This is a genomic window from Phaeobacter cretensis (genome assembly GCF_047372505.1).
GTDB classification, from domain to species: Bacteria; Pseudomonadota; Alphaproteobacteria; order Rhodobacterales; family Rhodobacteraceae; genus Phaeobacter; species Phaeobacter cretensis.
On record NZ_JBKBEU010000001.1, the window covers coordinates 1 to 13268 of the forward strand.

General features: G+C 52.0%; 21 protein-coding genes and 1 pseudogene. 9 read left to right on the forward strand and 13 right to left on the reverse strand.

Translation table 11 applies throughout. The features are described 5' to 3' along the window. Window positions 1–115 precede the first annotated feature (115 nt). From ACEWZM_RS00005 to ACEWZM_RS00015, 3 genes and pseudogenes are all read left to right on the forward strand, one after another. A complete protein-coding gene (locus ACEWZM_RS00005) occupies window positions 116–445 on the forward strand; it encodes a hypothetical protein (protein ID WP_414004486.1) in 330 nt (109 codons plus the stop codon). A 347-nt stretch (window positions 446–792) separates the two neighbouring features. Beyond that, a complete protein-coding gene (locus ACEWZM_RS00010; RefSeq protein WP_414004487.1) occupies window positions 793–1056 on the forward strand; it encodes a hypothetical protein in 264 nt (87 codons plus the stop codon). Between the two features lie 268 nt (window positions 1057–1324). Continuing rightward, window positions 1325–1936: pseudogene (locus tag ACEWZM_RS00015) on the forward strand (RNA polymerase factor sigma-54). A 138-nt stretch (window positions 1937–2074) separates the two neighbouring features. Here the strand turns inward: ACEWZM_RS00015 and ACEWZM_RS00020 are convergent. From ACEWZM_RS00020 to ACEWZM_RS00030, 3 genes are read right to left on the reverse strand one after another with little or no spacing between them, the layout of a single operon-like run. Continuing rightward, entirely contained in the window at window positions 2075–2731 is a 657-nt protein-coding gene (locus ACEWZM_RS00020) for a hypothetical protein (protein ID WP_414004488.1), read from the reverse strand. Then, the gene (locus ACEWZM_RS00025) at window positions 2728–3192 is read right to left on the reverse strand and encodes a hypothetical protein (protein WP_414004489.1); all 465 of its coding nucleotides are present in this window, start codon (window positions 3190–3192) and stop codon (window positions 2728–2730) included. Before ACEWZM_RS00025 ends, ACEWZM_RS00020 begins: the two co-directional genes overlap by 4 nt. Beyond that, entirely contained in the window at window positions 3189–3776 is a 588-nt protein-coding gene (locus ACEWZM_RS00030; protein WP_414004490.1) for a TetR/AcrR family transcriptional regulator, read from the reverse strand. The genes ACEWZM_RS00025 and ACEWZM_RS00030 overlap by 4 nt, the downstream gene beginning before the upstream one ends. A 223-nt stretch (window positions 3777–3999) precedes the next feature. On the opposite strand from ACEWZM_RS00030, the gene ACEWZM_RS00035 reads away from it, so the two are divergent. Beyond that, window positions 4000–4542, forward strand: coding sequence for a superoxide dismutase family protein (locus ACEWZM_RS00035; RefSeq protein ID WP_414004491.1), 543 nt, complete (start codon window positions 4000–4002; stop codon window positions 4540–4542). 66 nt (window positions 4543–4608) lie between these two features. Here the strand turns inward: ACEWZM_RS00035 and ACEWZM_RS00040 are convergent, their stop codons facing one another. Continuing rightward, window positions 4609–5334, reverse strand: a complete 726-nt coding sequence (locus ACEWZM_RS00040; protein WP_414004492.1) for an anti-sigma factor family protein — start codon at window positions 5332–5334, stop codon at window positions 4609–4611. Continuing rightward, complete coding sequence (locus ACEWZM_RS00045) at window positions 5331–5819, reverse strand: RNA polymerase sigma factor (RefSeq protein WP_414004493.1); 489 nt, start codon at window positions 5817–5819, stop codon at window positions 5331–5333. The genes ACEWZM_RS00040 and ACEWZM_RS00045 overlap by 4 nt, the downstream gene beginning before the upstream one ends. Before the next feature lie 117 nt (window positions 5820–5936). Here ACEWZM_RS00045 and ACEWZM_RS00050 point away from each other — a divergent pair, with 117 nt between their 5' ends. Both ACEWZM_RS00050 and ACEWZM_RS00055 read left to right on the forward strand, forming a co-directional pair. Beyond that, a complete protein-coding gene (locus ACEWZM_RS00050; protein ID WP_414004494.1) occupies window positions 5937–6533 on the forward strand; it encodes a YceI family protein in 597 nt (198 codons plus the stop codon). A 32-nt stretch (window positions 6534–6565) separates the two neighbouring features. After that, window positions 6566–6799, forward strand: coding sequence for a hypothetical protein (locus tag ACEWZM_RS00055; protein WP_414004495.1), 234 nt, complete (start codon window positions 6566–6568; stop codon window positions 6797–6799). Window positions 6800–6806: 7 nt separating this feature from the next. Here ACEWZM_RS00055 and ACEWZM_RS00060 read toward each other — a convergent pair whose 3' ends face one another. Further along, complete coding sequence (locus ACEWZM_RS00060) at window positions 6807–7439, reverse strand: YdhR family protein (protein ID WP_414004496.1); 633 nt, start codon at window positions 7437–7439, stop codon at window positions 6807–6809. Window positions 7440–7641: 202 nt separating this feature from the next. Between ACEWZM_RS00060 and ACEWZM_RS00065 the strand changes: the two genes are divergently transcribed. Continuing rightward, complete coding sequence (locus ACEWZM_RS00065) at window positions 7642–8061, forward strand: winged helix-turn-helix transcriptional regulator (protein WP_414004497.1); 420 nt, start codon at window positions 7642–7644, stop codon at window positions 8059–8061. Between the two features lie 229 nt (window positions 8062–8290). Here the strand turns inward: ACEWZM_RS00065 and ACEWZM_RS00070 are convergent, their stop codons facing one another. The 3 genes from ACEWZM_RS00070 to ACEWZM_RS00080 all read right to left on the reverse strand — a co-directional run bounded on the left by ACEWZM_RS00070 (window position 8291) and on the right by ACEWZM_RS00080 (window position 9658). Further along, complete coding sequence (locus ACEWZM_RS00070) at window positions 8291–8650, reverse strand: RidA family protein (RefSeq protein WP_414004498.1); 360 nt, start codon at window positions 8648–8650, stop codon at window positions 8291–8293. Between the two features lie 241 nt (window positions 8651–8891). Continuing rightward, entirely contained in the window at window positions 8892–9515 is a 624-nt protein-coding gene (locus ACEWZM_RS00075; RefSeq protein WP_414004499.1) for a COG3904 family protein, read from the reverse strand. A gap of 8 nt (window positions 9516–9523) precedes the next feature. Next, window positions 9524–9658, reverse strand: a complete 135-nt coding sequence (locus ACEWZM_RS00080) for a hypothetical protein (RefSeq protein WP_414004500.1) — start codon at window positions 9656–9658, stop codon at window positions 9524–9526. Window positions 9659–9837: 179 nt separating this feature from the next. Between ACEWZM_RS00080 and ACEWZM_RS00085 the strand changes: the two genes are divergently transcribed. Continuing rightward, a complete protein-coding gene (locus ACEWZM_RS00085) occupies window positions 9838–10347 on the forward strand; it encodes a hypothetical protein (protein ID WP_414004501.1) in 510 nt (169 codons plus the stop codon). Window positions 10348–10357: 10 nt separating this feature from the next. Beyond that, on the forward strand, window positions 10358–10564 hold the full coding sequence (locus ACEWZM_RS00090) for a helix-turn-helix domain-containing protein (protein WP_414004502.1): 207 nt from the start codon (window positions 10358–10360) through the stop codon (window positions 10562–10564). Window positions 10565–10635: 71 nt separating this feature from the next. Here ACEWZM_RS00090 and ACEWZM_RS00095 read toward each other — a convergent pair whose 3' ends face one another. Genes ACEWZM_RS00095 through ACEWZM_RS00110 form a run of 4 tightly spaced genes read right to left on the reverse strand, consistent with a single transcriptional unit; the run spans window position 10636 to window position 13268 of the window. After that, on the reverse strand, window positions 10636–11772 hold the full coding sequence (locus ACEWZM_RS00095) for an alpha-hydroxy acid oxidase (protein WP_414004503.1): 1137 nt from the start codon (window positions 11770–11772) through the stop codon (window positions 10636–10638). Between the two features lie 8 nt (window positions 11773–11780). Next, complete coding sequence (gene comE, locus ACEWZM_RS00100; protein ID WP_414004504.1) at window positions 11781–12335, reverse strand: sulfopyruvate decarboxylase subunit beta; 555 nt, start codon at window positions 12333–12335, stop codon at window positions 11781–11783. Then, window positions 12332–12838: a sulfopyruvate decarboxylase subunit alpha gene (locus ACEWZM_RS00105; RefSeq protein ID WP_414004505.1), complete on the reverse strand. Its 507-nt coding sequence runs from the start codon at window positions 12836–12838 to the stop codon at window positions 12332–12334. The genes comE and ACEWZM_RS00105 overlap by 4 nt, the downstream gene beginning before the upstream one ends. 25 nt (window positions 12839–12863) lie before the next feature. Continuing rightward, window positions 12864–13268 (reverse strand): universal stress protein, encoded by a 405-nt coding sequence (locus tag ACEWZM_RS00110; protein ID WP_414004506.1) that lies wholly within the window; start codon window positions 13266–13268, stop codon window positions 12864–12866.

Genomic DNA, 13268 nt, shown 5'->3' on the forward strand with positions numbered 1-13268 from the left:
TGATGTCTTTTCGCAAAACCTTGAGCTGCCAGCGCAATAAATCCGCGCCGCGAGCTGCCAAATTGAGTGCACAGACAGCGTGACACACACGCTCAACCTCAAAAGGAGAAGACAAATGCAAAAGACAATGATTACAACTGCTACAGTGGCCGCACTTGTTTTGAGTACTGGAACCTCCATGGCCGGCCCGTTGGGGGGCAACGGCAACCGTGCGTTTACACAGGATGTTCGTTCATCTGTATCACAAACACTCAGCCAGTTTGATCAGAGTACCCTGGCCCATCAAACCACTACAGTGACTGGTTCGAACCCGAGCACGGAGTTGCCCAATGTTGTCTTTATCCCCGTTGACGGCGATGGCAAGCAATCTTGGGTTATTGGTAAGACGCCGAGTAATGTTGATCCAATCTGGTTCTACGGTTGTCCGGTTCAAGCGTTCTGTTGATCCCGACACGTCTTCGATGAGACGGCGCGGAGCACTGCCATTCACCGCCGGGCCCTGGCTGCAAATGCCGGGACCCGGCTTCTGAACGGAAACAGGTCAGCATATTTTCCCTACGGCCAGTGTACGCCTAACCCCATGTTGCCCCAAGCCAGATGATCAGCGCGGTGGCCGCCAAGCCGATGTTGATCTGACAGAGACGGCCCCACCGCAAATACGCTTGAGCCCGTTCAATTGAAGTTTTTTCGCAAAACCCTGAGCCGCCAGCACAATAAATCCGCGCCGTAAGCTGCCAAATTGAGTGCACAGACAGCGTGACACACACGCTCAACCTCAAAAGGATAAGACAGATGCAAAAGACAATGATTACAGCCGCCACAGTATTCGCACTGGTCATGAGCGCCGGAGCGTCCATGGCCGGACCTTTGAATGGCCACAGCTTCGGCGGGAAAGCACATGATGTGCGCGCCGCCGCATCGCAAGCGCTCAACAACGCGGACCGTGGGGCCCATACCCACCAAACCGACCCTGGCTTCAATCAGGATCAAGAAGACTCGTCCTCAACCCCGCTCCAGGGTTCTGAAGAAAACAAAGTTATTCCTGTGGATTACTAGACCCTAAAATGATCATCCTGTGCTATCTCGCGAACCTTGGTTGACCCGCTACTTGCATGGTGTTGAGCCAGACAAGACGGCGCTGAGAAATCGCGAAGTACCACCACCTGTTGCCGGCCCCCGGATACCAACTCCGGGGGCCGGCAGCATCCTGTTCGACATTGATAAAGAAGCCGCCGTCGACATGTTGGACGATATCCATGGACTGGATCCGGCTCTATTGCGCCAACGGCCAGACAGCCCAAATGTGCAATCCGCACCTGAGATTATGATAAAGGAGACGCTAGGCGGTGACCTCAAAGCTGAACTAAACGAGGCCACCCTGCCCCGTGTCCCGACAGACAATGTGCTGTTTTCCAAAACAATGGCGACCGAAACTGACCGACTTTCGCACGCCTATTATCTGGATTACCATCGAAGTGCGACCAATATGGTTCGCGCGATGCAAAAGCGGGCGAACACTCTTCTGGCGACCGGTAGCTCAATCGCAAAGCAGCAGGAAAAGTACATTCAAACCGGCCGTGATCGCGACCATCAACCACCTACAATCGAACAGCTTGCCAGCCATATCGGTGTGAACAAGAGCACGATAACCCGCACGTTCAAATCATGCAGCATCATGACAGATCGCGGAACGTTCCACGCACATGATTTTCTGGCACGCGCGCTCACCAAGGATGGTCAGCACAACAAAACACGTGACCAGGCACTTCGACGGCTTGCGTTGTTGATCGAAACAGAAGATCCCAAACGGCCCGGATCTGATGAGCAACTGGCTCAACAGCTTTATTAACTGAATTTCACAGTATCTCGCAGAACTGTCGCCAAGTATCGAAACATACTGCGCATACCTGGCGGCCACCACAGACGGAAACCCTGATCAGTTCAGATCAAGCGTCCTATGTTCGTCTGCCCTTGGCCATCGCGGATCCCGGTGACAACGTAGGTCTGCCCATAAACAAAAACAGAGTATGCTGTGGCAGATAGAAACCTCGGTCTTGATGATCAGCTGCGAGTATCAAGCCAACAAGGACTTAATGTCTACAGCGAGGTTTTCGCTTTCTACAATTGAGCCGTGACAGGGCAATATGGTGTTGGGCGGCTTGGTCGCTAGCATCCCTTCAACCCAGATCGAATAGGTATCCTTGTCTTTGATCCCAAAGGTCGGGAACGCTTTCAATAATTCAATCCGCCTTGCAACGTCATCCGCCTTATTCGAAGATCCCTTGAATGCATCGCAGACGATCCAGCCACATGCTGTGGACGTCTGGTAAGTGAGCCAGACTTCACCGGTCTTTAACCCCTCTGGTTCAACGATCTGGTAGACGTCGGGCAGCAATTTTGCCAAACGCGTCAGATTCCCAAACGAGAGGCCGGTCTGCTTTTCAAGCCGCGGGCGCGCATAATTAGAGCAAATCAGTTCAGCATCAGGGAAGGCCGTAGCGTATTGGGCCAGACCCTTATGGTGGTAATGGTTCGGCGCAAGAAGGACGGACACATCACCAAGAGATGCCAGGCTTTCGCGTGCCAGATCACCTAATCCAAGAACCGGACTATAAAGACAAAGTGACCCATCGCGAAGTCTAAGTGCGGTGCATCGCAAGTCGCGTTTTCGCGCCGACCAAAGGTTCGATCGATCTGGGGCTAGCATGAACTCTGATAGGGTTTTGCTCATATTTCCTCCACCGCATTTCTGGAGGCGAACCACCAGACAATCACAGACGCGACGATCAGTTCTAGCCATGCCAACGGCAGTGCCACCATTAGCATTTGTGGAGTGGCAAGGTTCATATTGTAGAGCCCTAGCCACAGTATGACGAAAACCGCCAGCCATACCGCGCTTCCATAAACAACGGCATGCAACAGTGAAGACCCGTAGACCTTCATGGCTGTCCACGGCAACAACGTAGCCGTGACAACGATGATCGTATCCCAAACGCCCCAGATCAGAAATATAGACACATTCATCGGGGCAACGTCAGGCAGGGCTGGAAAGGCCTCGCGCATCATTGGCATCACGAAGGTGAAATAGCGAAAAACCTCAGATGCGTTGATCCAAAGACAGTTGACGAGGAATGCCATGGCCAGAGGCGACATACGACGCTTGGCTTTTGGAACCTGAGTTATCGTGCTCATATTTTGTCTTCCGATAAAAGGCTTATAAAATTTCGAACCGTCCGACGTAACGCGTCGGCGTCGGTCGTATTACGCGACATGGTCCATAGACCATTGGTGAAAATCACCATCACATCGGCCAGATCACTGGCCTTTCTCTCGCTGATGTCTGGTATGCTTGTCTCCAACGCAGCGGCAAACCCGATCTTCAAACGATCATTGTGTCGTTGAACCTCTGTCATCACAGCAGGATCGTCCGGTGCCACTTCGGTTGCGGAGTTCGCAACAAAACAACCTGGCCCGGGCAGGCCTGCCGCCTCGCCACTGGTGATTTGTTTTTCAAAATACGCCGCAACGCTGTCCAGACCTGCACCAGGTGTTTCGACAACGGCAAACGCTGGCGTAACAACAATCTGCTGGTAGCGTTCAAAACAGGCCAGAAAGAGCGCTTTCTTACCCCCAAACGTTGTGTAGATTCCGTGACGACTGACACCGGTCGCTTTAACAAGTTCATCCATGGATGACGCATGAAATCCATGCACCCAGAACCTGTGCAATGCCCGGTCGGCTAACTGTTCTGTCGTAAAGGATGTCTGGCGTGGCATCTCTTTAATTTAACAGAATGATCATTCTGATACAAGAGAGCCTTTGTACAATCACACTCACGGCAGACTTACCAGAATGCAGCACAGTGAGGACAACAGGCTTGATCCCGTTCAACAATCATCGATGAAAACAACTGCGTCAAAGTGACCAACTGAATTTGTCGAATAAAGGTTACCCCTGCTGTGTTTCCTTTGTGTACCAACATCGACAAAGGAAAAAATGATGAAATCTACACCTACTCTGCTGAGTGCATTTGGCTTTTTGGGCGTCATTGGATTGAGCTCTCAGGTGGCACTTGCTGGCGGGCATGCAGCGGCTGCAACAGCTGAGTTGAAAAATATCGAGGGCGCAATCATCGGTGCCGCCGACCTCACTCAAAGCCCGCATGGCCTGCTCGTTCACATCAAAGTAAATGACCTGCCGCGGGGCCCCAAAGCGGTCCATTTTCACAGCAAAGCGCATTGCGCCGAACAAACGGGATTTAAATCCTCCCACGGCCACCACGGAGAAGGCAAAGGTGAACATGGTCTCCTGAATGCTGCAGGCCCAGGGATGGGTGATCTCGGGAACATTTATGTCGGTGAGAACGGCGTGGGTGAAATGCAGTTTTTCAAGACTGGCGTCTTCTTGGATAGTGGTGACTTGCCGCTAATGGATGAAGACGGAACGGCGATCGTAATCCACGCTGAAGCAGATGATCAGGTGACACAGCCGATCGGTGGCGCAGGCGCTCGCATCGTCTGTGGTTTGCTTCAGGCAAGCTAGGCTTACGACCTGCGCGCGGCCGTTGTTTGGGGCGCGCGCGGAACAGGTCGCCCCATGATCAGCAGGTCATATCTTTGTGTGCAGATCTGTTGCAATCTCTGATACGCGGGCTGCATCTGATCCGCCAATCAGCACATAACCAACCCCATTTTTGCTCCAGGTCGTCGCCGAGAGGTCATGTGACTGAATGTGTTCAGTGATCTGATCTGGACCGCCGATGCGCATAATGCACAGCGCGAATGGTGTTCCGTCGTCTGCCAGATAAGCAATTTGCGCCAGTGGGGCATCATCAATCGCGAGCATCTGAGCGCGTTTAAATGTCATCCCATCCAGCTCAGGAATCGCCTTTAAGTCGATCCCAATCTTCTGCTGCATTTGCCCAAGGACAGCCTGAGTAAGTGCTGGATCCTGCAGACCGCCCGCCAGCGTTTCTTTCACATATAGGGCTTGATAGGATGCAACCTGGTCAACCCAATTCGATTTGGGTTGCAGAATAGTCATCGCAACCATCCCCAGCGCAAATGACGCAGCAACAGCAAGCGGGACAGCATATCTTCTGGGCTTTGGCGCGGCCTCGAGTAGGTGTTCGGGCATTGGGGGAGCGCCAAGTAGATCTAAATCTAAGGCGCTTTGCACGTCAGCAACCTGCGTTTGAAGAGCACCCACCCGTCTCGCCAGTATTGCATCAGTTTGCATCGCTATCGTTAGCTTCTCAGCCAGCTCAGCACTGGCCTCACCGTCAGCAAACATCATCAGATCGCCATCAGAAAACGAAGAGCTGGGCGTATTCAATTCTCCATCCTCTCTTCTCCTACATGATCCGAAATCGCTCGGCGCGCTGTCGACAATCTACTCATCACTGTTCCAATGGGAATACCCAGCATGTCCGCCGCTTCTCTATAAGAATAGCCTTCAACATAAACCAGAAGAACGCACAATCTCTGCCCTTCCGGAAGCGCCTGTATTCTCTCTAACACCTGATGCGCAAAAATATTCGTTTCAACAGGTGGCGAGTTATCCTCCAGATCGGTGTCTTCTACAGACACAAGCCCCCGACCAGAGCGCACCTTTGCGCTGCGTATGTCATTCAGCCATATACGTCGCGCGATTGTAAAAAGCCAACGATCCAGGTCTGTGCCTATTTCGAATTTATCCGCTTGCGAGATAGCACGTTCAGACGTTGCCTGTGCCAGGTCATCCGCTGCCGGTCGGCTTTTGGTCAGGACTAAACAAAACCGCCACAGACGTGGATAGATCGAGGTCAGGCCATCCGTCACAGCCTTTCTTCGGGTTTTGTTATTTAACCAACGAATAATTCCGCTCCCCAAGGTGTTTACTCAGTGGCCGCTACAAAAACATGCGGCGGAAAGTAACTTTTAAGGCAGGGAAATCTGATGCGCAAATTTAATATCTATGCCGCGGCGGTACTCGTTTCGATATGGGCTGGGGCAAGCTACGCTGGGGATAAGGCCGCGGTTTGGACGCTCGATCCATCACTCTCGAACATCTCATTTGGGTCTATCAAGAACGACTACACAGGGGAAAACCACACATTCAGTGACATGAGCGGATCCGTGGATGTGCACGGCAAAGTCTCAATCACAGTGGGTTTGGCATCGCTGGAAACCATGATCGATATCCGCAACGAACGTATGGCGGAGTTTGTATTCCAAAATGCACCCTCAGCGACAATTGCCGCTGAAGTGGACATGGCTGAACTTGGCAACCTTTCTGTGAACCAAGCTACCGTTATTGACACCAGCGGCGCTCTCAGCCTGCTGGGCACGGACACCGAATTGGATGCGTCCATCTTTGTGATGCGTCTGAGCGAGGACAAAGTTCTAGTCACGACCAATGGTATGATCATGCTCAGCACGGAAGATACTGCGTTCAACGAAGGGATCGACAAACTGCAAGAACTGGCAAGTCTCGATTCCATCACGCGTGTTAGCCCGGTAACTATGCGCTTGGTGTTTGACGCAAATAGCTAGTCCTTCGCTATAAAATTGTACAGGTGGCGGAGATGGGCTCAAATCTCTGCCACTTGAACCGATCCCAAGCCGCCGTTTGGGAGAACATCAAGAACAGCGGAATTATCCGCGATCCAGACTTCGAACACCAAGAAACCGTCGCGACATCACCGCAAGGCAGCTTCGTGCCCAAGGTGCCTAATGCTGCATTTTTCTCGAATGCACTATATCAATACTATGCCAAGGGAATGAGCCGCGCCCCGGCTTATGCCAAGACGCGACAGTAGACTTCAATCAGCGATAAAATGGCGATTGCATCTGACGGCTTGCTTCTGCCGTGGTCGTCGCGTCAAAAACCCTTGTATAGAAGGCAGCCCCCAAGCTTTCGGCAACTTCAGGGAATTGGTGAATCGCATAGTCGAGCGCCAGATCCAAAGTGTCGAAAGCATCAAAGCCACCGAGCGTATTGGTCGAAACACCGCTGAGCCAAATTTTACTTTGAAGGCCAGGCACCTGTTTGAGTTTCCTGTTGCGAGCGTGCCAATCAAAGGTTTCGAAGGGCTGCGAAAGCTGCAATTCGGTGTAAACAAAGGCCCCGGGTGCCTTTGCAGGCGACGCCCCGTAGTGCACCGCGCCAAGATCCTCGCTTGCCTCTTTAACAATCTCGGCATCAAACACCCGCGTATTATGCGCAACGCCAAAAGCGCGGGGCTCTGTCGGGAAATATCCCGTTACGAAATCGCGAGCGTTCTCACGACTGTCGAACGCATAAAAGCCCCCAACCGAGCTTGTTCCATGGCCGTGCAGCCACGTCTTGTTTAGAAATCCCGGTTGTTTTTTGATTTCTTCGTTGATGGTTGGCCATGGCGCCTGGTCAAATGGAATCGAAATTGCGACTTCAGTGTAAACGAAGGCTTTTGTTGTCATAGGGTATTCCTTTGCTTGAATGATCGAAGGGACCAAGGCGGCTCCGGCCGTTGCCATAAGCAACTCGCGACGGGAGAGCCTGGAATCCAGATTGGATTTTGGCGGGTTCATCGTAACGCTCCTAACAACTTGCATTATGCAAGTAGACACATCTTTGATCTGTGTGGTTGCAAATTGCAAGTTGATATTTTAGGATTACAAAATGAGTGCAAAATCCAAACGCCCCCTGTCAGGATGCCCCATCGACTACGCTCTCAGCGTTTTCGGGGATCGTTGGTCACTGTTGATCATCCGCGACCTCGCGATAAAGGGCGTAAAAACCTATGCAGAACTGCTGGAGGGTTGGGAGGGAATATCAACGAACATTCTTGCCCAACGCATGAAGCATCTGGAAGACAAAGGTATCGTTGAAAAGCGGAAAAACCCCACCAACTGGCGAAGCTCCCTCTACGAGTTGACGCCAAAAGGGCGTGACCTTGCACCACTTCTGTCAGAGATCATTTTGTGGGGTGGCACCTACAATGAAGCTGATGAGCCTATGAACGAAGCCTACAACACTGTTCGGTCTGACCGTGTCGGGTTTGAAGATGAGATTCGCTCAAATGACCAAAATGCGCGTTGACAGCACGCAAAAATCTGATTTTTGTTCAATTGGGAACGCGTTGCGTGTTATATCCGAGCAGCGCTGTGGTACGGTCCTAGCGGCCATTCAGCATTGTAGCTTCAAAGCCTGGATTGTCCGCATAGCCACCGGTCGAAGCCACTAGAGGCCTGCAGCATAGAGATTGTCTCGCGCAGTGCAAATATACGCTTTAAACACAAAATTCTCTGTGCGGCACTTTGCACCGTTGTTAGTTCTTGGATTGCGCAGCTATTGCCGTGATCTCGATCAGTGACACTTCATCGCCCAAGTCTGCACCAACACATGCTCTTTGGGGCCAGTTTCTTTCCGGTCCAATCCAATTGCACCAGACCTCATCCATGGCTGGTTTCATCGTCATGTCGCTTAGAAACACTGTAACCTGGAGAAGTGCATGTTTTCCGCTGCTGACCTCGGACAGCTTGGTATCCAGAAAGCGTAGGCAATTGCGCGTTTGTGCTTCAATTCCATTTGCTGCGTCGGGATCGTAAGCGACTAGAAATGCCATGCCATTAAATGCGACAGCATCGCTTCGTCCCCGCGCGCTGCTTAGAACACGTTTGATATCCATTTTTCGCACTCCAACCGATGGTTCGTATGATTCATAGTTGACGTTCGTCGCATAGGAACGAATGTCAACTCTGCACGCACAGCAATACTCTAACCCGAAAAATATACTTTACGGCTCGCGGATCGTCATACAGCATCAAAACGTCTCCGGGCCGTACTCCGATGGCGGATGCGAACCGATGAAAAGGTTGCAATCTGTATCTGACGGCTAAGTTGCGACCTGAAGATCCACACGTCTGGCTCTAGCCATTGACGAGTTTGTACTTACGAATTTCAGCCCCAGTCATCACGTGCATTCCATCGGCAGGGGCAGCGTAGATGGTGAACCAATAGAATGCATCGTCGTCTAGCATCCGCTCGATATACAGTCGGTTCTGTTCATGCGCAGGGGAATCACGCGGGTAGTCTTTTGCATCTCTAGAGCCATCGGACCACGAATGAACCCCGATAGTTGCACCCGGTTCCATCGAGCGTTTGACCCCTGCCAGATAAAGATCAACGCCACCGGAATAGATTTCACTGTTGGCAGTCAAATGCGTATTCAGACCCAGTTCTCGAACGCGGTATGACAACGCGATCATCGTGTCGTCGTCGACAGAGCCGGGAACATCCAACTCTACCAAAGTGGTAATATTGGGGTTCTCCGCGATGATGTCTTCGAACTGAGCCAGTGTTTTTGAGTTAATCACTCCACGCATCAAGAGAGAGTTATCTTGTATTTCGAAATGCGTCGTTTTGATCTGGTTCATGGCTACAATCGTCACCATGCCACAACCGGTTAGGACCTTTGTAGCGACCAAAAATACGAGAACTGCTAAGCCGCCCTTAAACCAATGACGGCGCTGGATGTTGTTTTTATCTGACATTTTTTTACCTACTTACCTGTATGAAACTGAAACAAATTAGTTTCTGACGTCGACGATACCGACGATTTTGCGTCAGAAACCTCACTTGCCAGATCACCAATGACAGCACCGGAATTGCGACCGGCTATCGACTTCAGTGTCATTGCGCCTCCTCACATGCCAGACTGGGTTTGCATGGCAGCGACTATTGATGTTCCGTGGCTATTTAGGGTGCGCTGTTGCCTTTAACAACAATATTTTTATGTTTTACTTAAATTATGTTATGTATGGTGCAGCATAGAACTCTGCTTTACATGCGTCCAAAACAATCCGGGACTACACGATGAACCTTATAGCCAAGACCGCGATGACGCTCAGCTTAGCCTACTATGCATCTATGCTCGGGTATCTTTGGATTGGTCAGTTGTTCGGCCTTCACAATGAGGTCTGGGAGGCCTTTGATTTCCCTACTCAATCCACAACACCACCTACATGGACCGTGATTGTAGGATTGCTGATTACTGTCTTCGGTCTTGTATCGCTGGCCAGTGCATATCGTGGCGGCTGGGTCATTCTTAGTGGAGGGCCTAATCAGGATTTTCGGGATTTGGGGAAGAACCTGCGCCGTATCGCCTGGGGGTTGTTAGGGTTTTGGCTGGGCTACAACCTGCTCTCAGGCGGCATGCAATATCTTATCGTTATCGGGTTGCCCAATCTCGAGGGGTTCCAATTTGGCTGGGATCCGCTCGATCTCGATATTGTCTTTGCAATCATTGGTATTGTCTTGCTGGCGATCTCCCAAACGCTGGAACGTGCTTGGCTGGCCGAAGACGAAACCAAGCATTTTTTGTGAGGGCGATGTCATGACCATCCAAGTGAACCTCGACCTGATGCTGGTGAAACGAAAAACCTCTTCCCGCGAACTGGCCGCGGCGATTGGGTTGTCGGAAACAAACTTGTCGCTGATCAAATCGGGCAAGATAAAGGGTGTCCGGTTCTCAACGCTTAACGCAATTTGCACCTATCTTGATTGCCAGCCCGGCGATCTATTGAGTTTTGAACCGGATTGACCGAGCCCACTTTACAGGTCCAGCATCTGAAAATTTAGCTCACAGCTGAGTTTCGGTGGCAGGTTGAGTTGTTAGGAACCATTCGGTGGCGTCCATAGGTGACTGACATCTTTCAATTCTGCAATCGTTGTGACACCCAGTTGAGCCATCGTGAGGCTAATTTCCTGGCTTAGAACGGACCAGAGGGTTCGCAGACCTTCGATGCCTCCTGCTGCTATGGCGAACAGTAATATCCTACCAAGGAAAACAAAATCAGCCCCCATGACATAGGCTTTGACGATATCTTCGCCTGAGCGAATGCCTGAATCAAAGAAAAGTGGAAATTCCGAACCTAGAGCTTCGCGTATTTCACGTAAGGTCAAGATGGCGGGCGGAGCGCTGTCCAGCTGACGGCATCCGTGACTGGACACCTGGATAGCGTCGGCACCGGCATCGCGAAGGCGCAGCGCATCGTCGGCACTCAAGACACCTTTGACAACGAGCTTTCCCGGCCAAGCCATACGCAAGGTATCAAAATACCCCCAGTCTGCTGCGGCACGGCTTTCGGTTCGATCAAAGACGTAATCCTTGCCATCAAAGTTGGCCAGTTTGGGGCTGCCTTTTGCCAGCGATGCGAGAGACCAGCCCGGGTGCATCGCGAAATCCAGAAATTGCCTGGGACCGATGCGAAACGGCATCTTGAAACCATGGCGCAGCTCGCGCGGACGTCGCCCAACCTCAGGAACATCCAGGGTCAACACCAGTGTGTCGTACCCAGCCTCTCTGGCGCGGTCCAATAGTTTTAGCGTGCCGCTGCCATCCCCACTGAAATACAACTGAAACCAAGCAGTGCCACCGGACGCTTTGTAAAGCGTTTCGAGGTCAGTGGATGCGACAGTCGACACCCCGTGCGGGACCCGATGTTCTCGGGCGATCTTTGCCAGCATCAGATCGGCTTCTGGGGCTGCGAGGTTGCACATTCCCATCGGACTGATGCCAAAGGGTCGCAACGCCAGCTTGCCAAATTGGGTAACCGACAAGTCCCGTTTCCCTACATTTCTGAGAACACGCGGCGTCAGCCTAATGTCCTGCATCGCTCGCAGGCTCAGAGCAGCACCATGTTCCTGGCCTGCCGCCCCATCGATGTAATCAAATACCATCCAAGGCAGGCGCCTACGCGCCAAACGACGCGCATCCGCAGAGCTGTGGATGCCAGTCTCAAAAAGCATGGATAGCCCTATGCCTGCACTGTTTTCATAAACCGGTCCCGGATAACAACCGGGTCCATGGTAATGACTGGCACAGGGATATTGCCGCTTTCGCATTTAGACACAATGATAGTCATCTGATCTGCGTCTATCGCGTGCCGAAGGGCTGCTGCGGTCTCTTCGGCGGCAACCTCGACGACGTTCTCGCAACCGCAAGCACGGGCTACCGCTGCCAGCGATGTCTTTTTCCCCGCATATGTCGGCTGATCGCCGGTTGATCCGTAACTGCCGTTGTCAATGATCAGGAGAATATAGTTATCAGCGGGATTGTTGGCGATCGTTGGAAGCGTGCCAAAGTTGGTCAGGACGGAGCCGTCCCCATCAATGGAAATCACCTTTTTGTCCTGCGCCAATGCCAGACCGAAGCCGATAGAGGACGATAGCCCCATGGTACCAAGCATGTAGAAGGTGCTTGGCTGGTCGTCGATCATATGCAGTTCCTGACTGGGCAGGCCGATGTTGCAGACCACCAGTTGATCCCGCAGAATGGGAGCGATGTCTTTTAGAATGTCAGAACGGATCATTGGTCGCCGTAGCCTCCCCAGAAGTTGGCATCGGTCAGAATGGCGACCGGCTTGTTGCACATGAAGGTATATTTCAGGATGTTATCCAGCTCGTCAGCATCCGATTGCCTGTGAAAATGATAGGTCGGGATATTCATCTGAGCGAGCAGCGCCTTGGTGTGAACGGCCATCTCGACCTGACAGGCGACTGGTTCTCGCAGCTCACCCCGATATGAGATCAGCATGGGCAGTGGCATCCGGTAGTACTGAATCAAGGTAGCCAGCGTGTTGATAGTTACGCCTATGGCGGTGTTTTGCATAATGATGGCTGGGCGTTTGCCCCCCATCCATGCGCCTGCACACAGCCCCATGCCCTCGTCTTCTTTGTTTGACGGGATGTGAAGAACACCCGGTCGGGCATCAATTTCATCGATGACGCCTGCCAATTGCTTGCAGGGAACAGTGGTGACGAAGCTGATGTCATTTGCCACCAGATCATCAACGATTTTTGTGTTGATAGACAAAAAGGCCTCCTTTTGAGAAGAAAATTCAACGCAGTACAATAACAGCGCACGACGCTTGGCGAACGATCCGGGCTGCAGTGGTGCCGAGGAAGTAATCCCGCAAGCCGGGCTTGTGGGAGCCGACAATGATCGCATCAGCTCCAATCTTAGTGGCGTATTCGGTGATGGTACGGCTGGAATGCCCTTTAAGGATCACGGGCGTCACGTTCGCGACTCCATTGACACGCGCTGTCAGCATACGTTTGGCGTCATTGTAGGCCTTCTGCACGAGATCATCGTCCAGATAGGCGCTGACAGATCCACTGGGTGGTTCATAGACATGCACGGCAATAACTTCTGCGCTCTTGCTCCCTAGGCGTTGTGCTGTCTCTATCGCCTGTTCGGCAAACCCGTGCTCCAACGACAGGGCGAGGATGATCTTTTCATACAT